This window comes from Desulfovibrio gilichinskyi (genome assembly GCF_900177375.1).
GTDB lineage: Bacteria > Desulfobacterota > Desulfovibrionia > Desulfovibrionales > Desulfovibrionaceae > Maridesulfovibrio > Maridesulfovibrio gilichinskyi.
Genome location: NZ_FWZU01000001.1, coordinates 750455 through 769719, shown reverse-complemented (window position 1 = coordinate 769719; position 19265 = coordinate 750455). Strand labels below are relative to the sequence as shown.

The 19265-nt window shown below is 39.8% G+C and carries 19 protein-coding genes and 1 tRNA gene; 11 read left to right on the top strand and 9 right to left on the bottom strand.

The genetic code is table 11. From position 1 onward, the window contains the following. The first annotated feature begins 235 nt into the window (after nt 1-235). Nucleotides 236-1021 carry a substrate-binding periplasmic protein gene (locus B9N78_RS03635; RefSeq protein WP_085098435.1) on the top strand — a complete coding sequence of 262 codons (786 nt, stop codon included), beginning with the start codon at nt 236-238 and terminating at the stop codon, nt 1019-1021. Nucleotides 1022-1030: 9 nt separating this feature from the next. Here the strand turns inward: B9N78_RS03635 and B9N78_RS03630 are convergent, their stop codons facing one another. From B9N78_RS03630 to B9N78_RS03615, 4 genes are all read right to left on the bottom strand, one after another. After that, nucleotides 1031-1447 carry a hypothetical protein gene (locus B9N78_RS03630; protein WP_085098433.1) on the bottom strand — a complete coding sequence of 139 codons (417 nt, stop codon included), beginning with the start codon at nt 1445-1447 and terminating at the stop codon, nt 1031-1033. A 94-nt stretch (nt 1448-1541) separates the two neighbouring features. Beyond that, nucleotides 1542-2336: a type I methionyl aminopeptidase gene (gene map / locus B9N78_RS03625; RefSeq protein WP_085098430.1), complete on the bottom strand. Its 795-nt coding sequence runs from the start codon at nt 2334-2336 to the stop codon at nt 1542-1544. A 93-nt stretch (nt 2337-2429) separates the two neighbouring features. Next, nucleotides 2430-2506: transfer RNA gene (locus B9N78_RS03620), tRNA-Met, on the bottom strand. Nucleotides 2507-2643: 137 nt separating this feature from the next. After that, complete coding sequence (locus B9N78_RS03615) at nt 2644-3438, bottom strand: undecaprenyl-diphosphate phosphatase (protein ID WP_085098427.1); 795 nt, start codon at nt 3436-3438, stop codon at nt 2644-2646. A 206-nt stretch (nt 3439-3644) separates the two neighbouring features. Here B9N78_RS03615 and B9N78_RS03610 point away from each other — a divergent pair, with 206 nt between their 5' ends. From B9N78_RS03610 to B9N78_RS03600, 3 genes are read left to right on the top strand one after another with little or no spacing between them, the layout of a single operon-like run. Beyond that, entirely contained in the window at nt 3645-3842 is a 198-nt protein-coding gene (locus B9N78_RS03610) for a hypothetical protein (RefSeq protein WP_085098424.1), read from the top strand. 52 nt (nt 3843-3894) lie between these two features. Continuing rightward, nucleotides 3895-5055, top strand: coding sequence for an LPS export ABC transporter permease LptF (gene lptF, locus B9N78_RS03605; protein ID WP_085098420.1), 1161 nt, complete (start codon nt 3895-3897; stop codon nt 5053-5055). Continuing rightward, nucleotides 5052-6185 carry an LptF/LptG family permease gene (locus B9N78_RS03600; RefSeq protein WP_085098417.1) on the top strand — a complete coding sequence of 378 codons (1134 nt, stop codon included), beginning with the start codon at nt 5052-5054 and terminating at the stop codon, nt 6183-6185. Before lptF ends, B9N78_RS03600 begins: the two co-directional genes overlap by 4 nt. A 93-nt stretch (nt 6186-6278) precedes the next feature. On the opposite strand, the gene yihA is transcribed toward B9N78_RS03600, so the two are convergent. Continuing rightward, a complete protein-coding gene (yihA, locus tag B9N78_RS03595) occupies nt 6279-6920 on the bottom strand; it encodes a ribosome biogenesis GTP-binding protein YihA/YsxC (RefSeq protein WP_085098414.1) in 642 nt (213 codons plus the stop codon). 128 nt (nt 6921-7048) lie between these two features. Between yihA and B9N78_RS03590 the strand changes: the two genes are divergently transcribed. The 3 genes from B9N78_RS03590 (at nt 7049) to B9N78_RS03580 (ending at nt 10575) form a co-directional block, all read left to right on the top strand. Continuing rightward, entirely contained in the window at nt 7049-7504 is a 456-nt protein-coding gene (locus B9N78_RS03590; protein WP_085098411.1) for a type II 3-dehydroquinate dehydratase, read from the top strand. 176 nt (nt 7505-7680) lie between these two features. Next, the gene (gene efp, locus B9N78_RS03585) at nt 7681-8241 is read left to right on the top strand and encodes an elongation factor P (protein WP_085098408.1); all 561 of its coding nucleotides are present in this window, start codon (nt 7681-7683) and stop codon (nt 8239-8241) included. 96 nt (nt 8242-8337) lie between these two features. Continuing rightward, on the top strand, nt 8338-10575 hold the full coding sequence (locus tag B9N78_RS03580) for a DNA translocase FtsK (RefSeq protein WP_085098405.1): 2238 nt from the start codon (nt 8338-8340) through the stop codon (nt 10573-10575). A gap of 18 nt (nt 10576-10593) precedes the next feature. On the opposite strand, the gene B9N78_RS03575 is transcribed toward B9N78_RS03580, so the two are convergent. Continuing rightward, a complete protein-coding gene (locus B9N78_RS03575; protein ID WP_085098403.1) occupies nt 10594-11064 on the bottom strand; it encodes an L-2-amino-thiazoline-4-carboxylic acid hydrolase in 471 nt (156 codons plus the stop codon). 65 nt (nt 11065-11129) lie between these two features. Between B9N78_RS03575 and lolA the strand changes: the two genes are divergently transcribed. Further along, entirely contained in the window at nt 11130-11774 is a 645-nt protein-coding gene (gene lolA / locus B9N78_RS03570) for an outer membrane lipoprotein periplasmic chaperone LolA (RefSeq protein ID WP_085098400.1), read from the top strand. Nucleotides 11775-11829: 55 nt separating this feature from the next. On the opposite strand, the gene B9N78_RS03565 is transcribed toward lolA, so the two are convergent. Together B9N78_RS03565 and yedF are read right to left on the bottom strand one after the other, a co-directional pair. Next, nucleotides 11830-12591, bottom strand: coding sequence for a pseudouridine synthase (locus B9N78_RS03565; protein ID WP_085098397.1), 762 nt, complete (start codon nt 12589-12591; stop codon nt 11830-11832). An 81-nt stretch (nt 12592-12672) separates the two neighbouring features. Beyond that, nucleotides 12673-13299, bottom strand: a complete 627-nt coding sequence (yedF, locus tag B9N78_RS03560; RefSeq protein WP_085098394.1) for a sulfurtransferase-like selenium metabolism protein YedF — start codon at nt 13297-13299, stop codon at nt 12673-12675. Between the two features lie 188 nt (nt 13300-13487). On the opposite strand from yedF, the gene B9N78_RS03555 reads away from it, so the two are divergent. The 3 genes from B9N78_RS03555 (at nt 13488) to B9N78_RS03545 (ending at nt 16698) form a co-directional block, all read left to right on the top strand. Then, complete coding sequence (locus B9N78_RS03555; RefSeq protein WP_085098391.1) at nt 13488-15248, top strand: ABC transporter ATP-binding protein; 1761 nt, start codon at nt 13488-13490, stop codon at nt 15246-15248. An 8-nt stretch (nt 15249-15256) separates the two neighbouring features. After that, complete coding sequence (locus B9N78_RS03550) at nt 15257-15904, top strand: lysophospholipid acyltransferase family protein (RefSeq protein WP_085098388.1); 648 nt, start codon at nt 15257-15259, stop codon at nt 15902-15904. 146 nt (nt 15905-16050) lie between these two features. Continuing rightward, complete coding sequence (locus tag B9N78_RS03545) at nt 16051-16698, top strand: lysophospholipid acyltransferase family protein (protein WP_085098385.1); 648 nt, start codon at nt 16051-16053, stop codon at nt 16696-16698. Here the strand turns inward: B9N78_RS03545 and B9N78_RS03540 are convergent. Continuing rightward, nucleotides 16695-19139, bottom strand: coding sequence for a methyl-accepting chemotaxis protein (locus tag B9N78_RS03540; protein ID WP_085098382.1), 2445 nt, complete (start codon nt 19137-19139; stop codon nt 16695-16697). The genes B9N78_RS03545 and B9N78_RS03540 overlap by 4 nt on opposite strands. Nucleotides 19140-19265 lie beyond the last annotated feature (126 nt).

Sequence of the window (19265 nt, the reverse complement as noted above, 5' to 3'; positions counted from 1 at the left end):
TCATAAAACAGATCGGCAATGCTTGAATAATCTTAACAGTTTTTAAAAAATAAATTGTAATTTAAATTTATTTAATTATTACTAGATCTATATTTCAAATTGATAATGACATATTTAGGAAAATTTTAAAATATTAGTTTGGAACATGAGTCTAAATTTTGATATTTGGTATTTTTAAATTGTTATGTTTCGATTTTAATATTGTTCATTACAAAATTATTATAAAGAGTAGATTATGTATAAAAAAATTGTAATATTTAATATTTTATTCATATTGGTTCCATGCATTGTTTATTCAAGTAATCTAGTGATAACTACACTTGATAATCCTCCTCAAGCTTATCTTGAAAACGATGTGCCTAATGGTGTTTTAGTTGATATTGTTTCAGCTATAGTAAAAAAATCTGGATGTACTTGTACAATTAAAGTTGTACCGTGGAGAAGAGCTCTTAAAATGGTACAAATTGGTACCGCAGACGCTATTTTCAACGCCGGGTATACTGCGGATAGAAACGAATATTTGTTTTACCCAAGTTGCACTCTTATTACAGAAAAAGTTATTGCTTTGCGTCGCAAAGGGGCCGGTGTTTTTTTAAAAGCAGATCTTTCTAATGCAAAGGATTATAAAGTAGGTGTCGGCAGAGGTTTTTATTATGGAAAGGAAATTCAAAATGCGATTGATTCGAATATGTTCATGCGTGTTGAAGAGGTCCCTAATATTAATCTGAATATGGAAAAGCTCAAACTGGACAGAATTGATATGTTCTTTGCCGACTATCTTCCGGCTATGAAATTTTTGGATAGTATGAATTCTAAGGCAGATATTGAATTAATTGTAGACCCCAAGACTGGCAAGCCTATAGTTTACGGTCGCTCTGACACTTATCTCGCTTTTTCTAGAAAAACCGTACCGAATGGTTTGGCCGAAAAAATTAATGAAGAATTAGTTAAGTTTAAAAAAACCGGTGTTTACGACGAAATAATCAGAAAATATATTAAAGATTATATAAACTTGGAATAATTGTAAAAACTATCTCCAACCGATTGGTTCATATCCTTTTTCAGTTAGGCATTTTTCCACAAAATTTCGATATGCTGCGTCCGTGTTGTCTTGAACCGCCCCGCCAACGGCTCCTCCGGCAGCTCCGCCAGCGGAACCTGCAAGTGCTGATGTTCCGGGGCTGCCTGTTACTATTCCGATTCCTAAGCCGATAGCTCCTCCGATCAGTCCGCCTTTAACTCCTGATCGAACGCTGGATTTGCCGCGTGATGCTTTGCCTATGTTTTCATCAGCAAGATTCATACAGTACTTAATATCTTGATCCGTTTGAATTTTACCGACAGTTTTAGAATGGTCATTCGGATAAACAACCGGCTTTTTAGCACAAGCCGGACAGGAAGAAATTAAAAATATAAATAAAGCCAATGAAAGTGTCTTGCTCAGCATATTTTTCCCACGGGTATGTTAAAATAATAAATAAAAATTAGCTGGATTGGAAATTCAATATTGACGCTAGTTGCCGACACAGTTCTAAAAATGCTTACCAGATTGCCCAGCCTTTTCCATCCGGATCACAGGTCATAATTTCTATTCCGTCAGCAGTGATCGCAATTGTATGTTCAAAATGAGCTGAAGGTTTTCCGTCTTTGGTACATATGGTCCATTTATCAGATTTAGTGAAAATCTTATGTGTGCCCATATTTATCATGGGTTCAACCGCAATGACCATCCCTTCTTCTAGCGTGAAATCAGGAATTGCGCGAGTAGGATAGTTTGGAACATCCGGGCTTTCCCACAGCTCGCGGCCTATGCCATGTCCGACAAGCTCTTCAACTACGGAATAACCGGCTTTTCTTGCTGAATCAGCCATGACTTTAGCAATGTCTCTCCATTTAACACCCGGTTTCATCTCATTTAGAGCTATATTGAGACATCCTTCAGTCGTGCTAAGCAGATTTTGAACATCTTTCGAAACTTTTCCTACTCCGTATGAACAGGCGCAGTCAGAACACCAGCCGTCTAATTTAACTCCGATATCAATAGATACAAGGTCACCTTCTTTTAATTCACGAGTGCCCGGTATTCCATGTACTACTTCGTCATTAACAGAAATGCATGTTCCGGCAGGGTAGGGAGTGACTCCTTGAACCCCTTTAAATAGTGCTGTCGCTCTATTTTTGGATATGAATGATTCTACGGCTTCATTTATTTCAGCAGTTGTTACGCCCGGCTTAATTAAACTTCTGGCAACCATGTGAGTTTCCTGAAGCAGTAAGCCGGATTTGCGCATTTTAGCTATTTCGCTTTTAGATTTGATGGAAATTTTTGTTTTCATAGTGGCTGAAAGTAAATCTTGAGGAAATGGAAGTCAAAGGAGAAATAAAACAAAAAACCCGCAGTTCCTGAGAACTACGGGTTTGTGTAATCGTGGTAGCGAGGGAGGGAATTGAACCCCCGACACTGCGGATATGAGCCGCATGCTCTAACCAACTGAGCTACCTCGCCGCGTTTCGGCCTTCGCCGCCAACGAGAGAGAGTACTATACGGTCTCTTTCTTCTTGGCAAGTAAAAATTTAATTTTTTTTGATTTTTATTAAAATAATGGTTTTACTTAGCAATTCTAACTTGTTGAATGTCTAATTTCAGCTCCAGAAAAACAGAATCAGCGGAGCCAGCGCAAGCCTGTAATAAGCGAATGGACGCAAGGTTAATTTGCCTAAAAGGTATATAAAACCTTTCACCGCAATCCATGCAGAAATAAAAGAAACTATAAATCCTACCGCAAGAAACGGCATGTCTGCCATCGTGAAAAGTTTATAGCTTTTCAGCATATCATATCCTGTTGCGGCAAACATAATGGGGACAGCTGCAATAAATGAATATTCTGCGGCAACTTTTCGTTTGGCTCCCAGAATCATACCGCCCATAATAGTTGAGGCTGATCTTGAAAATCCCGGCCATAGCGCAAGACACTGGAAACAACCTATGCCTAATGCCAGCTTGGGTGTCATTTCATCTAATGTAAAGCATTCAGGTTTTCTTTCTTTTCGCTCAACAAAAAGAATCATTAGAGCCCCGACCAAAAGAGCCCACGCAACGGTGTAAGGATTAAAGAGATATTTTTTAATGGCGTCGTGTGCGATGAGTCCGAGAATTGAGGCTGGCAAACTAGTTAAAAATAGTAAATAAAGTCCTCGTACTCCTGAAAATTTTTTCCCTTGTTCCGGAAAAATTAATCCCCAGAAAAGTGACCAATACAGCAATACTACGGCAAGGATTGCTCCTAACTGGATTGCAACTTCAAAGGACGCAGCCTTATCTCCTGTAAAACCTAGAAGATTTCCGGTAATGATCAGGTGACCTGTGCTTGAGACCGGTAAAAATTCCGTTAGACCTTCAACGACTCCGAGAATTGCAGCTGCATAAAGAGAAGGCATTTAAAACCTCTTGAATTAGAATTAAATATAAAATTAATTAAAATAGCTAGATAGCTATGAATCATCTAATCGAATAAAAGGGAAAACCCTTCGTTGCGGTGGTTAAACCGTGATTTAAATATTCCAGCCTGCGCGAAGTTGCAAGGGGGAACAAGCTAGTGTACTATAATTGATTAATAACATTTGTCCTTAAAGGAATATAATATATGACAACTATAGTTCCTAAAAGTGAACTTACGCGCAAAGCTGTTAAGTGGATTTCTGAACAGCAGGGCGAAACCGATAAAACTCAGAGTGCACTGCTTGAAGAAGCTGCAATGCGTTTTAATTTATCACCAAAAGATATGGAATTTCTTGATAGATTTTACAAAGAAAATGCTGATAAAAGTCCTGAATGTGACTAATCATTTTTATTTAAACTGGACTTAACCGTCTATAATTCCATATGGAAACAATTTGAAGCTTCTTCATCGTCAGATTTTTAAAGAACTTCTTTCCATTTTTTCGTTAAGCTTGTCTGGTTTTATGGGACTGATCTTAATTGGAAGGCTTTTGCAATTCAGAGATCTTTTCATGGGACAAAGCCTTGGCGCGCTTGAAATGGGAAAGCTGTTCCTATACTTGTGTCCTTTTTTTCTGCTCGTACTGACTCCTATTGCTACGATGCTGGCTATTTTCCTGACCTTTTTGCGCATGAATTCAGATAATGAAATCACGGCTCTTAAATCAGGCGGGATCAGTCTGTATAAGCTTTTACCTGCTCCGATAATTTTTTGCATATTGTGCACCTGCGCTGACGTATTTTTTTCGTTATACGGTCTTTCGTGGGGGACAGAGAATTTTCGTACTGCTTTGATGGAGTTTGCGCGAACCAGAAGTCAGTTAGCGATTCAGCCGGGAGTTTTTAATAGAGATTTTCCGGGTTTGGTCTTTTACGCTGAAAATGTAGATAAAAAAGACGGCATAATGCATTCCGTTTTTGTGCGCGACAGCACTAGAAAAGCTATGACTGCAACAATTGTTGCTCCGCTTGGTGAAATCAGAACAGATTCTACCCGTGGAAGAATCATGGTTCATCTTGAAAACGGGCGTATATATCAGCAGAATAAAGATCAGCTGAGCGTTCTTAAATTTAAGAATTACGATGTCAGAATCCCTCTTGGGAACCTTCTGAAAGGTTATAGTGTCGATGATCCGCGCCCTAAGGAAATGGCATGGGAAAAGCTCGTCCGCATTAGCAGAGGAGGGGATCGTGCCGGAGATCTGGATCAGAAATTTTTACGAAAAGTTCAGGTTGAAATTCAAAAAAGGCTGGCATTACCTGTAGCATGTCTGGTGCTCGGTATGTTTGCCATGCCGATTGCCTGTATTTTCAAAGGACTTAAACAGCAATACGGTCTGGTTATTTCAATGGGGCTTTTCCTTGTTTATTATACAATGCTTTCGCTTGGTATAACCCTTGGAGAAAGTGGTTCGTTGTCTCCAATAATAGGCTTATGGGCCCCGAATGTCCTATTTGCAGTTCTTTCCATTTTATTATTGAAAATGGCTGTGATGGAACATTCATTTCGAATCAGGATTCCATTTTTAAAGAAAAAAATCAGGGAGGCAGCATGATTCATAAATTGCTTCCCGGAAATCTGGCAAAATATGTACTGAAACAAAATATGTTTTTGATGATGGTCTGTCTTGGAGTAGGGACTGGAATTTATCTCCTTTCTGACCTTTTTGACAGGCTTGATGATTTTATTGAGGCCGGACTTGGAATAGGAATAATTCTTCGGTATTTTATCGTTAAAATGCCGCTTATTTTTTCACAGATTCTGCCGGCGGTGTTTCTTCTTTCCATGCTGGTGCAACTCGGTGTAATGGCGAAAAATAAAGAATTACTCGCGCTTAGAACCGGCGGTATTTCTCTTGGCTGGTTTGTGCGGTTTTTTATTATTTACTCAGTATTCTGGAGTATGGGGCAACTCATGTTTTCGCAAGTCATCGGTGTTTACGGGGAGCAGGAAGCTTATCGTATATGGAAAGAGGATGTGCGGAAAAGTCAGCTGGATAAGAGAGTATTGCACAACATCTGGTTCAGGGAAGGAAAGTACGTTGTGGAAGCTGCCGAAGTCATGCCGTTTAGCAACAAAGCTAAGGATATTACTGTGTATGAATTTGCTGAAGGCGATAATCAGATATTAAAAGTTATTACCTCTGAAAGCGTAGAAGTGAGTGAAAAATACGGTTGGAAGCTTGAAAATGCTGTTGAACTGAGTCCTGACAGTTTTTCATCAAACAAGCATCCAATTTATACTTTGCCGCTCAAGCTTAATCTGGGGGTATTTAAAGCTGTTGATCCCGGAGCAGACCCCGCTCAGCTTCCGTTATGGCAGTTATCTAAAGTTATTAATCAGCTTAAAAGTTCCGGATCAGATGTAGATAGTTTAATAACTGCATGGCATTCAAAATGGTCATATGCCTTCTCACTTTTGACAATGGCCTTAGTCTCACTTGCGCTCATTACTATTTCAGAAAATATATATCTGAATATCGGACTTGGACTGGCACTCACTTTTACTTATTATGCCTTATTTATGATTGGGGCTTCGGCCGGACAATCAGGCGTGCTACCGCCCATTTTGGCAGCCTGGATCGGCAATATCATAATCGGCGTGCTTGCGGCACTTCGTATAGCATGGGTGCTTGTCCCTGAATCAGTCGGAAAATATTTCGGACGCCAGAAAAGGCTTAAATAATCTGAATAGATAGCAGTTTTGTATAAAAAAGACCAAACAATCCGTTTCAGTCAACAGGTTGTTTGGTCTTATAAGATCAGAGATTATTTGGTTTTATTCTGATTGACTTTCGGCTGCGCTGTCTTCTATGTCTTCAATTGAAACTGGACCCTGCGCTAATTCCGGAAGCGCTGTTCTATCGAGAAGATTCCAGAGATTGGTGCGGTTCATACCGGTTTTACTGGATACACACATAGGTTTGACTTTAAGAATGTCCTGCCATTGATTTTGAATTTTAGCGCGGTCGCCTTGTTTGGTTTTGTCTGACTTGGTCATAATCGGCAGAATCGGTATGCTGCATTGTATAAAATATGAAAGCATATCGATATCATTTTTCTGAGGTGACAGCCGGCTGTCCAGCAACACCGCTGCTGCGACAACATAAGCGTTTCCTTCCAGATAACTGTCAATAAGTTTACCCCATTTGGCCCGTTCTGTTTTTGAGCATTTGGCGTATCCGTATCCTGGTAGATCAACTATATAGTAGCCGTGCGGAACTACTTCGTAATAGTTTAAACTTCTTGTTTTACCGGGCGTAGCACTGATTTTTGCAAGACTTTTTCTTTCCGCAAGACAGTTGATCAGTGATGATTTTCCAACATTGGAACGTCCGGCGAGAATGATCTGAGGAGCCGGTAATTGTTCGAGTTGATCGATCTCATAAACGGTTTGTATTAATTTGAGAGTATTATTCATTAGGAATGATCCTTAAATATTATGTTTAAAGCGAGGAACACTGATCACCCATTTGTTTCAGTGAGTCAAGTCAGATAATCTTTCAAGAATCTCTTTAGGTCAACCTCGAAAAAAATAAAGGAGTTTAGATGTACACCTTTTTAATACTGAATGGTCCTAATCTTGGACATGTCGGGAAAAGACAGCCGGAAATATACGGATCTGATAAAATTGAAGATATTCCGGATCATTTACAAAAAATGATGGGCGAAAAAGCCGCGCAGATTAAACTTGAATTTTTTCAGTCTAATTCTGAAGGAGCCTTAATTGACAGGCTTGAAAAAGCACGGGCAGATAAAATTGATGGAATTGCTTTTAATGCCGGAGCATACACTCATACCAGTCTTGCCATTGCAGATTCGCTTGCCTGGATCGATGTTCCATGTGTAGAAGTTCATATCAGTAACATCTGGGCCAGAACACAAGATCCTGTTCGCCAGCATAGCTTTATGGGAAAACAGTGCCTCGGGGTAATTGCCGGATTTGGAATTCTGAGTTATGTCTTGGCCGTTCAGGCGTTGTTTTGTCATGTGACCGCCGATTAAATTAAAATTTTAAGCGGATGTTTATTGGACTTATCGGCTGTTATTGTGAATGATCAATATAAACAATTAGTTAAACATTGATAATTCATGCTGTCTTTGCGGTTGCTCAGACAGTTCGTGATTAATATTTCGATTAGCCTTAAAGGCTTGCACACTTAATACTTAGCGGAGTAAAAATGATATCTACTAAAGACTTTAGACCTGGATTGAAAATTGAAATCGACAAAAAACCTTATGAAATCGTAGAATTTCAGCATTTTAAGCCTGGTAAAGGCGGTGCTTTTGTTCGTACAAAGCTTAAAAACATGCTGACTGGAAGGGTTGTTGATGAAACTTTCCGTTCCGGCGAAAAAGTAGAAAAGCCAGATATGGAAACAAAAGAAATGCAGTTTCTCTATAAAGAAGGGGAAGCTTTTGTACTTATGGATCTCGAGTCATATGAGCAGATGACTGTTCCTGCTGAAGTAATCGGTGATACCGGAGGATTTCTTAAAGAAGGTGAAAGCAATAAGGCACTTCTTTATAATGGAAATATTATCGGCATGGAACTGCCTGCTTCCGTAATTTTGGTAGTTACACAGACTGATCCCGGTTTACAGGGCGACAGAGTTAGTGGTGCTTCTAAGCCTGCAACTCTGGAAACTGGCCTTGTCATCAATGTTCCGCTTTTCGTTAATGAAAATGATAAAGTTAAAGTTGATACTCGTTCTAAAGAATATTTAGGACGCGAAAAATAAGCTTTTTTTATTGTATTTATAGTTATTGATTTTACTCCGGGCGGTTAATTCCGCCCGGAGAATTTTAACAAGCTCCTTTATAATCATCGGGGCAAGATGGAGGATGAGACACTGCCTAGCGAAAAATTCGCAAAAGAAATTTCCGGCTTGTTCTGGATTTTTTTAGCCGCCTTTCTTTTTATAAGCATGTACTCGTTCAATCCGGGCGATCCTACTCTTAATCAAGCGGTAAGTTCGAGCTGGAAAATAAAGAATTTAATTGGCCCCGCCGGATCATATGCCGCAGGATTGCTGGTTGATATGGTCGGAATCGGTGCATGGTTAATTCCTTTTTACTGTCTGCATTTAGGCCTTGCATCCTTCATAGCTGTTTTAAAGCAGCCTTGGTGGAGATGGGCTGGGCTGACACTTCTTTATGCATGCCTTCTTTCATGGGCTTCCCATCCATGGCTGACTTCGTATCAGGCAGATATGTCTATCCATGAAGGCGGTTTCATCGGAGCATTGCTTTCCAAATGGTCTTTTCATTATCTTAAGCCTGTCGGTGCTTTTCTTTTTTGGCTGTTTGCAACTCTTGCCGGAATTCAGCTGACTCTGAATTTGAGCTGGGCTTCCACCTGCAAAAGAGTCCGGTCTATATTGGTTGATTTAGGACTCAAAAATAAAGAGCGGTTTGATCGCAGAGTTAAAAGAATAAAAGCTGAACGCGATTTAAAAAATGCAGAAAAAAAGGCAGAGAAAATATCAGATCCTGTAGATTTCGGTAAAACTCCTAAAAAAGTTGAACCTAAAAAACAAATTAAAGAACAGGAAAATGATTCCGAAATAGTTTTGCAGCCTTTCGGTGATGCAATTCCTAAGAAGAAAAGTAAGCCTAAAGCTAAATCGCTTGATACTACAGCTGATTTTCCTTCTCTCGATCTGCTTGCCGTGCCGAAAGTTACCGGAATTACTGTTGATCCTAAAGTTTTAGAAAATAAAACACAAAGCCTCGCGGTTTGTCTTAAAGATTTTAATATTGATGGCGAAATACAGAACGTAATTCCCGGTCCGGTTGTAACAATGTTTGAATTCCGTCCGGCTCCGGGTGTAAAAGTCAGCAAAATTGCGGGACTTACAGATGATATCGCCCTTGCTTTAAAAGCTATATCCGTAAGAATTGAAGCTCCTATCCCCGGTAAGGATTCTGTCGGAGTGGAAATTCCTAACGATCAGCGTCAGGTTGTTTATCTGCGTGAAATTTTCGAAGCTGATTGTTTTAAGAACGCTAAATCTCCTATGACACTGGCTCTCGGTAAAGACATTCAGGGCGAACCTGTTGTTGCCGACCTTATAAAGATGCCTCACTTACTCGTAGCCGGAGCCACCGGAGCAGGTAAAAGTGTTTGCTTAAACGGTCTGCTCATGAGTCTGCTTTACCGCGCCAGACCTGATGAAGTTAAGCTTTTGCTGATAGACCCTAAAAGGATCGAACTTGCCGTCTATGCAAGTCTTCCGCATCTTGTGCATCCTGTTGTTACAGATATGGCTCTGGCAAAAAGCGCGCTTGAGTGGGCCGTTTATGAGATGGATCAGCGTTATCAGAAAATGGCTCGTCTCGGAGTAAGAAATATTGCCAGTTTTAATGAGAAATTGGTCAAGATTCAGGGCGATGACATGCCTGATGATTTGGCAGATCTTGAGCATATGCCTTATCTTGTCATTGTTGTTGATGAACTTGCCGACCTCATGCTGACCGCAGGAAAAGATGTTGAAATCAGCATTGTGAGACTTGCGCAGCTTGCTCGTGCGGCCGGGATACATATTATTCTAGCCACGCAGAGACCTTCTGTTGATGTTGTTACTGGACTGATTAAAGCAAACTTTCCAACCCGGATATCTTTTCAGGTTACTTCCAAGCATGACTCGCGTACTATTTTAGATATGGGCGGAGCTGAAAAGCTGCTCGGTCGCGGGGATATGCTCTTCAAGCCGAGCGGGGCGCAGCTGCGCAGGTTGCACGGAGCATTGGTTGATGATGATGAAATCAAGCTGGTTGTAGATTTCTGGAAGAAAAAATTTCCACAAGATTTTGATCTTGATTTCACGGACTGGAAGGATACTCCGTCAGGACCGGGGCAGGGCAGTATGCCAAGTGAATCTGATGACCCTGTGTACGGTGAAGCTGTAGAATTTGTTCTTGCTCAAGGTAAGGCCTCTATTTCATTGCTGCAAAGACGTTTTCGTATCGGCTTCAACCGTTCGGCACGTTTTATTGAGCAGATGGAACAGGACGGAATCCTTGGTCCGCAGGACGGCAGTAAACCCCGTATCGTTCTGGTGACCAGAGACTGATACAGGGTTTAATATGAATTAGTCCCAGTAGAATCTGAAGGGGCAACACTTTCCGCCTTCAGCTAAAGTTGTTTCACGTTCCATGCGTAGATGTGCGCTGTACCCTTTTGCAAATGGTTCATCGCGAGAACATGATAAGAGTGTGCAAAGTTCATCAGGCAAGCCCATATCGTAATAAGCTTGCTGATATTTACAGCTTAGTACATCCATTTTAAGGAGATTGTTCTCCAGGGATATATTTTCGACCTCAAGGGCGTTTCCCATTCTCCAAGCTTCAATTATCGAAGAAAAATGCTTAAGATTTGGTTCGCCTTCAGCTGTTTTTGCAAAGTTCTGACCGGCAAGAAATGCGCCGTCATAAAGATTTTCTGTAATAATTTCGAGAGCTTTTTCTTTGCCGAGTTTTTTAGTCATTGTTTTGTAAAGCTGTCCATAAAGTTCAGCTTCGATTTTACGACGGGCAAATGCTGTAACTGGTTTTTCTTTCATAAATCACCTAACGTGGTTAAATTTAATGTATAAATTAATGTTAAAATCAATCCATGAGGAACGCAATGAAATTTAGGTTTAGCATATTCATATTAGTACTGTTATTGTCGATAGGCTCTGTTGCTTTTGCAGATGAGCTGACCACTGAAATACAAAAATCATATGATTCAATTACGACTTTTAAAGCCGATTTCAGCCAGACTTTGACTAATGCCGCAAGTAAAGAGCGTGAAGTCAGAACCGGTAAAATTACTTTTAAGCAGCCTTCTTTGCTGCACTGGGAATCAATTAAGCCTGAAAAAGAGTTGCTGATAGTAGGGGAGTCAATTGTATGGGATTATTTTCCAGATGATAAACTTGCTTTGAAATATCGTACAAAACAGCTTTTTAATTCAAAAACGATGATTAAATTTATTTCCGGTAAAGCTAAACTGGAAGAGGATTTTGTCGTTGAGAATCAAGGTGATGATGGCGGACTTACAAAGCTTAAATTAATGCCGCGTGAACCTGAGACAGGACTGGTCCTTGCCTATGTCTGGGTTGATCAGGTCAAAAAGATGCTTACCAAAATTTTAGTTGTAGATTTCTACGGTAACGGGAATGAAGTTACGCTGAGTAATATTCAGATTGATCCTGAGGTACCTGATTCACTTTATGAATTTACGCCGCCTAAAGGTGTGGACGTAGAAGATAATACTAAAAACGAATAGATAGTTAATTCTCAAAAAAAGGGAGTGCTGATTTTAATCTGCACTCCCTTTTAATTTATAGTCCAACGTCTTTCTTCAAGGACTTAACTTCACTTGCGGCCAGCTCCCGCCATTTTCCGGCAGGCAGATCTCCAAGTTCAATTTTTCCTTGCCTTGTTCTTTTGATCTTTAAAATTGTCGTGTCAAAATCTCTGAACATCCGCCTGATCTGACGGTTTACGCCCTGATTAAGAATCATTTCTATCTTGGTAGTGTCTTTGCCTTCGCTGAGGACTTTAACTTGCACAGGTGCAAGCCTGTCGCCTTCACACAAACACATCCCTGTTTCCATGATTGCTATATTTTCTGGTGAAACACCGCCGCGCACGATAACTTCATACACTTTAGGCAAATGCCATTTAGGATGAGTTAACCGATTACAAAGTTCTCCGTCTGTAGTCAAAAGGAGCAATCCTTCTGAATAGAAGTCTAATCTTCCCACAGGAAAAACTCGTTTTTGTCTTAATTTCAAAGGCAGAAGATCAAGCACTGTTTTGCGCTTTTGCGGATCTTTAGCTGTGGTTACAGTTTCGATAGGTTTATTTAATAAAATATAAATATTTTGATTTTGTAGGCCATTCTGTACAGGCTTACCATTAACTTCTACCAGATCGTTTTCCGGGTCGACCTGAATTCCCGGAGAATCAATGCGTTCTCCGTTTATTTTCACTTTACCTTGACTAATCAGCTCATCGGCTCCGCGTCTGGATGTAATTCCGGCGGAAGCTATAAATTTATTAAGCCTGATTGTTTCGGTATTTTTTGTACTGTCAGCCATATTATCCTTTAAACAGAAAGATCGTTTATCTTTATAGTTGCAACGTCAGAAACATTCCTGACAGCAATCACAGAGTTCTGTTTAAGCTTTAATGACTTTGCTGGCAAGCTGTAGGCTTGTGACTACATCAAGCATGTTTGTTGTTTCGCCTACAGATCTTTTATCAAGCAGCTTGAAGTGGTCAAGACAGGTTCCACATACAAGGATTGAAACACCTGCTGTTTCAAGTGCTTGCAGTTTTTCAAGGCATGGATGACCAGCTGCTGACAGCTTTACAGCTCCGTTGACCATGACAATTCGCCAAAGTGACTCACCGAGTTCTGAAAGCGTTGCAATGAAATTAAACATCAGCTTCGCTCCAAGTTCATCGTCACCGCGTCCTAGACAATCACTGTCGATAAAAACAACGATTTTACTGTCTACCTGAGCGAGTTCGTCATCGCTCATTATTTTGCAGTCCACACATTCTGTGTCTTTAGAAACATCATTTTCCATGTTTTTTTTGCCGATGATTGAAATTAATGCACCATTTTTTTCTGTAGAAACTTCGTATCCTTTAGTTCCCATAAATCTGGATACATTTTCTTTCGCTGCTTCATTATCAACTATAATGATAATTTCTGAAGGGTTATTAGCTTCAATAGCATTTTTACAATTTATAACAGGCTGCGGGCAAGGTAGTCCCTGACATTCGATTTTAACTGACATAATTTACTAACCTCCTGAAAATAAATTCAATCACAGGGGTGGTATGCGGTCAAATCAAATAAAACTATCTACGGCATAAGGATTGATAGATGATATCTATTCTATAAAAATCTGGACTTGCGATTGCTTCAAATGACAAGTAAGGAGAAGATCGAATTCGGCTTTAAGCCTAAATTAAGGAGAATACTTTGCCCAAAGGCGATAAATATAATTATTTAAATAACAAGCATCTTGTCAAAAGATGTTTGTCTTATTTTAAACCGTACAAGTTTAGAGTTATCGTAGCTTTTATATCAATGGGATTTGTTTCTGCGGCTACCGCCGGTACAGCTTATCTTATTCAGCCTGCGATGGATGATATTTTTATAAATAAAAATCGTGAAGCTCTGCTCTTAATTCCCTTAGCTTTTGTCGGTGTTATGCTGCTTAAAGGGGTTTTTAGGTTTCTTCAATCATACCTGATGAATACTACCGGATTACTGGTTCTTGAAAATCTTCGAAATGATCTTTTTCAAAAAATAGTATGTCTGCCGATGAACTTTTTTGAAGAAAGTCAGGTTGGCATGCTTATGTCCAGAATACTAAATGATGTTCTTGAAATCAGACAAAGTCTGCCTTCGTTTATCATGATGATCAGAGAAGTCATTACTATTATCGGCCTGATCGGACTGGTTTTTTATCGTGATGCTTATCTCGCGTTCTGGGCAGTTCTGGTGCTTCCTTTGGCTATTTTCCCATTTTTTTATTTCGGTAGAAAGCTAAGGAAACTCGGACGTAAAAATCAGGTAAAAATTTCAGACATAAATGCGCGTCTTCAGGAAGTTTTCAGCGGCGTAAAAGTCATCAAGATTTTTTCTAACGAGAAACTTGAATCACAAAAATTCGATCTTGAAAATCATCGACTGGTTAAGATTGCCATTAATCAGGTTTTGCATAGTGAACTTTCATCGCGCGTAATGGAAATTGTCGGCGCGCTCGGAATCGGACTTGTCTTATGGTACGGCGGTATGCAGGTAATCGACGGTAGATCAACTCCCGGTACGTTCTTTTCTTTTATTGCTGCGCTTATCATGCTTTATGAGCCTATTAAAAAGATTAATGATGCCAACTTAACTATTCAAAGAGCATTCGCCGGCGCTGAGCGAGTCTTTGAAATTCTTGATTCACCGACTATCAATATTGAAAAAGGTGGCGCAAAAGAATTGGATGTTCCTTTTAAGGAGCTTAGTTTTAAAAATCTTTCATTTCACTATTCCTCTTCATGCGAGCCTATTCTTAAAAATATTAACTTAACTGTTAAAGCAGGACAGAAAATCGCAATTGTGGGGCCGAGCGGGTCAGGAAAAACCACTCTTGTTAATCTTATCCCGCGTTTTTATGATGCCCAGAAGGGCAGCATTGAAATTAATGGAAGCCCTGTTCATGACTTCTCACTTAAATCGCTACGGTTGAATCTGGGAATGGTTTCTCAGGAAACATTCCTTTTCAACGCAACCGTTCAGGAAAACATTGCATATGTTCAGCAGGATGCTCCATTTGAAGAAGTGAAAAAAGCTGCTGAAACGGCCTTCGCTCATGATTTTATTGAAGGTTTGCCGGAAGGGTATGCTACCATTGTAGGCGAAAGAGGGGTCAGGCTTTCAGGCGGACAGAAACAACGTCTGACCATTGCCCGCGCATTGCTTAAAAATCCTCCTTTGCTTATACTTGACGAAGCAACAAGTGCTCTTGATACAGAGTCAGAGCGTGTTGTTCAGATGGCTCTTGAAAACTTAATGAAAGATAGAACCAGTATTGTTATTGCGCATAGGCTTTCTACCATCCTTACAGCTGACGTCATAGTTGTTATGGAAAAGGGTGTTATTGTTGCACAAGGCAGCCATAAAGAACTGCTTACGAATTGCCCTTTATACATCAAATTATATAACATGCAGTTCCAAGATGCTTAGAAGGCTAAATGAAAATAAAAGTAAATCCGGCTTTAATTGCTGCTCCGTTGGCTTTTTGCTACAAGCTGATGGCAAAATCTCTGCGGTTTGAAGTTGAAGGTTTAGAAAATGTTACGGATGTTTTAAATAGTAAAAAAACAGTTATTATGGCTGTGTGGCACAATGAACTTTTGGCGTTATCAGCATATAGTATTGTAAAAAAAATGCCTTATGTAACTATTGCCAGCGATAGCAATGATGGTCAGATTATTACCGATATTTTAGAACGTATCGGCTATGAAGTTGTACGTGGTTCTTCCTCAAAGGGCGGATTAAAGGCTCTGCTTGGCATGACCCGCGTAATGAAGACAAAAGGGCGTATAGGAATTATTACCATGGATGGTCCGAAAGGACCAAGGCATCAGGTTAAACAAGGTATTATGGCAATTGCTCAGCGGACTGATTCTCTCATTATTCCTATGCGAGCATATCTTGAGAGACCTATTGTTTTTGAAAAATCATGGGATCAATTCGAACTGCCTCGGCCTTTTGATCGTTGCAAAATTTTTATGGGAACCCCGTTTCAAATTACCGATAAAAAACTAAGCCATACCATGCTTAAATCAGAAGCAGATAAAATTGAACTAGAAATGAAAAATTTAGGCAGTGGTTTTTAATTACAGCCTAAATTGTTATAGGACTCTTAATTTTGTATAATTATTAGTTATCGACTTAATTAAACAGGATTATTGTTACCTGATTATCTACCTTGGCTGTTTATCTTGACCGTTAACGTCTGATTTTAAGATTTGAGTATTTTATTATGAAGATAAAGGTTAACCCCACATTAGTTGCCGTACCTATGGCGTTTCTTTACAAGGTCCTGACTAAAACTTTGCGTTTTGAAGTTGAAGGACTAGAAAATCTCACTGAAATTATGGATCGCAATGATCCCGTAATGCTTGCTTTATGGCACAACGAGCTGTTTTCATTAACCTCTTATGGCATGACTAAGAAATTTCCTTACGTTACTATGGCCAGCGATAGCCGTGACGGCCAGATTATTACGGAAACGCTTGAGCGTGTAGGTTACAAAGTGGCAAGAGGCTCCTCAACACGAGGAGGAGTGAAAGCAATACTCGGTATGACCCGCATGATGAAAAAAGAAGGGTTGATCGGAGTAATCACTGTTGACGGCCCCAAAGGTCCCCGTCACAAAGTTAAACAGGGCATTTTGGCAATTGCCCAGAAAACAGATTCCCTTATTATCCCGATGCGCGGGTATGTTGAAAATCCTCTGGTTTTTAAAAAATCATGGGATCGTTTCGAAGTTGCAAAGCCGTTTTGCCGTTGCAAAGTTTTTCTGGGAACTGCTTTTAAAGTTACAGATCAAAAACTCAGTCCGGAGGTTCTGGACTTAGAAGCAGCTAAACTTGAGACAATAATGCTAAACCTTGGAAGCGGCTTTTAAGCTGTCTGCCCACCGGCTAAACTGAGTCTGGCGATTAATTTTTCAAGTTCTTCAGCTGTCCGTGCAAGACTTGATATTGAGTCAGATGAGTTCCGCATATCTGTTTTTGTCTCACTGGCTATTAATTTTAAGTCCTCGACATTTTTATGAATAAGGTCATGCGCTCCGGATTGTTCTTCCGTTGCTTGGGCAATCTTTTGTATTTCAGTTGCAGTATCAACTGACATTTCAGAAATGATTTTCAAGTCGTTTACGGATTTAGCAACAAGTTCACGTGCATGTTCTACTGCCTCGACAGTCATGTCCGTTTTTTCAATATTCAATTTTGCGGCTTCCTGAATACTTTTTACAGCTCCTTCAACTTCCTTGGTGGATTGCATCGTTTTTTCAGCAAGTTTACGAACTTCATCTGCAACGACTGCAAACCCTCTACCAGCCTCACCGGCCCTGGCTGCCTCAATTGCCGCATTCAGAGCAAGTAGATTTGTTTGGTCCGCAATATCATCGATAACGCTGATAATTCCGCCGATTGCTTGTGTTTGATTGCCGAGTTCATGCATATTCTCCTTTACCATATCAGAAAGAGCCTGAAGTTGGTGTATGGCAATGCTTGTGTCAGTCAGAGTGTGCATTCCTTCCCCGGCTTGCAGTTCTGTGTTTTTAGCTTGTTTGACGGCATTTTCAGCATTTTGAGATGAACTGAGCAAAGTCTGGTTCATTTCTGTTATTGCCTGAGAAGAATGCTCAATTTTGTCGAACTGTCGTTCTGTGTTGGCAGAAACATGTTCAACCTGAGAGGCTATTTCAGAAGCTCCTTTAGTTAAGTACTTAGAAATTGATTGTGCGTTTGCAGTAATCTCTACCATCATATCTTTTTGTTTATTGATCATCTCTTCTTTTGCTTTTATGTCACTCAAATCGATTATAACTGCAAAGCCTCCCAGAAGTTCATGATCTAAATTATAAAGCGGTGCTGCATCAATACGCACATGGCGGTAGTTGTCCCTTTTAGTTTTCAGTTTTCTTTCTTTATTGAGTATCGGAGACTTATTCTTTAAGCATTGAACTATGATGCCTTCTTCTGTTTCAGGAATTTGCAACAAGTCTTTAACAGGTTTTCCAATCCAGTTTTCGCATGAACTCCCGCTTTCTAATAACTCACATAATGTGTTGTTCAGATATGAAATATTAGCTTCTGTATCCGCTACAAGGCAGGGTACAGTCATCCCTTCTAAAATACCTTGCGAAAAACCTAATTTATTCTTTAATTCATCAACCATGACTTGAATGCCGTCTGATAAATTTTTAATTTCACTCTTAAATTTGCCCTCAAGTTTGGACTTGAAGTCTCCTCTTGAAACTGAACTGACAAATTCTTCAATTCTTTTTAATGGATTCAGAATTTCAGATTTTAAGAAAATAAGTGAAATAATTACAACAATAATCGCGGTGACTATCGAAATTATAAATGTTGCAAGGCGTAACTCGGTTACAGCTGAAAAGGCTTCATCCTTATGAATTTCAGATATTAGAGCCCATGTTGTGCTTCCGATTTTTAAGGGGGTGTAAGCAGTGAGAAGTGCTGTATCGTCTTTATCATTCATTATAGAGGCTCCGCTGTTACCTAAAAGAGCCTGTTTTACTGCTTCAGATTGAACTTCACCCTTATCCGGGTTTTGAAATGATGTTTTTACTGATCTGTACCTGGGGTGCAGTTCAGAATCTGAACGCATATGGAAATCTTTACCGACAAGATAAGATTCTCCTGTTTCTCCCATTCCTGAGCGCATCGTCATTATTCCGTTAATTTCATTTAAAGGAATACGCAGAGCAACTACGCCCTGAATGTCTCCGGCATGAGAGTAGACTGGGGCGGCTATGAAAGCGACAGGAAGACCACCTAAAGGTGCATACGGCTCAAAATCCGCAAAGGCAATTTCACCCTTAACAGCTCTTTTCCATACTTTGGCTAAATTTGAATTATTATATTCACCCTTAGCTAAATCAATTCCAAGATCTGCTTGCTGTTTTACCGTGAAAAGAACGCGACCATAGTCATTAATCAGTATAGCGTCATCATATCCAAGACTTTTAACGAATGGCTGGAACGGACTTTTTGTGTATTCGTGAAGTTCTTTATATTCTGAATTATTAACGTCCATCCTTTTGCCGGAAACCGCGTTGTCCATTGAGTATTCACCGATTAAACCAACCGTGTTATATACTTCTTTAACATGCGAAAAGAGTTCAACTTCATGAAACCATTTACTGGTTAGATCTTCTAAACTTTTTTTCTTGGTATCGCGAACAGATTCAAGATGTCCGAATGCCTGTTTAGAAAGGGCAGTAGAAGCGAGTTCAAAGCTGAACACACCTACTATAAGAAGTGGAATAAGACCGATTATGAGAGAAAACGTAATTAATTTGAACTTTAATGACATGCCGGGTGACCTCCCTCAGCGTTAGTTGAGGGCAATCTATGGCATCAAATGTTGTTTCAAGAAGTCATTAATGTTACAATCGTGAAACAATCGAATATAGCAGGTAATTGGTGTGTGCTTTTTTAA

Bases quoted from the DNA above. Each gene is read 5' to 3' on its own strand.
- B9N78_RS03635 (WP_085098435.1), top strand. From the start codon at position 236: ATGTATAAAAAAATTGTAATATTTAATATTTTATTCATATTGGTTCCA.
- B9N78_RS03630 (WP_085098433.1), bottom strand. From the start codon at position 1,447: ATGCTGAGCAAGACACTTTCATTGGCTTTATTTATATTTTTAATTTCT.
- map (WP_085098430.1), bottom strand. From the start codon at position 2,336: ATGAAAACAAAAATTTCCATCAAATCTAAAAGCGAAATAGCTAAAATG.
- B9N78_RS03615 (WP_085098427.1), bottom strand. From the start codon at position 3,438: ATGCCTTCTCTTTATGCAGCTGCAATTCTCGGAGTCGTTGAAGGTCTA.
- B9N78_RS03610 (WP_085098424.1), top strand. From the start codon at position 3,645: ATGACAACTATAGTTCCTAAAAGTGAACTTACGCGCAAAGCTGTTAAG.
- B9N78_RS03600 (WP_085098417.1), top strand. From the start codon at position 5,052: ATGATTCATAAATTGCTTCCCGGAAATCTGGCAAAATATGTACTGAAA.
- yihA (WP_085098414.1), bottom strand. From the start codon at position 6,920: ATGAATAATACTCTCAAATTAATACAAACCGTTTATGAGATCGATCAA.
- B9N78_RS03590 (WP_085098411.1), top strand. From the start codon at position 7,049: ATGTACACCTTTTTAATACTGAATGGTCCTAATCTTGGACATGTCGGG.
- efp (WP_085098408.1), top strand. From the start codon at position 7,681: ATGATATCTACTAAAGACTTTAGACCTGGATTGAAAATTGAAATCGAC.
- B9N78_RS03580 (WP_085098405.1), top strand. From the start codon at position 8,338: ATGGAGGATGAGACACTGCCTAGCGAAAAATTCGCAAAAGAAATTTCC.
- B9N78_RS03575 (WP_085098403.1), bottom strand. From the start codon at position 11,064: ATGAAAGAAAAACCAGTTACAGCATTTGCCCGTCGTAAAATCGAAGCT.
- lolA (WP_085098400.1), top strand. From the start codon at position 11,130: ATGAAATTTAGGTTTAGCATATTCATATTAGTACTGTTATTGTCGATA.
- B9N78_RS03565 (WP_085098397.1), bottom strand. From the start codon at position 12,591: ATGGCTGACAGTACAAAAAATACCGAAACAATCAGGCTTAATAAATTT.
- yedF (WP_085098394.1), bottom strand. From the start codon at position 13,299: ATGTCAGTTAAAATCGAATGTCAGGGACTACCTTGCCCGCAGCCTGTT.
- B9N78_RS03550 (WP_085098388.1), top strand. From the start codon at position 15,257: ATGAAAATAAAAGTAAATCCGGCTTTAATTGCTGCTCCGTTGGCTTTT.
- B9N78_RS03545 (WP_085098385.1), top strand. From the start codon at position 16,051: ATGAAGATAAAGGTTAACCCCACATTAGTTGCCGTACCTATGGCGTTT.
- B9N78_RS03540 (WP_085098382.1), bottom strand. From the start codon at position 19,139: ATGTCATTAAAGTTCAAATTAATTACGTTTTCTCTCATAATCGGTCTT.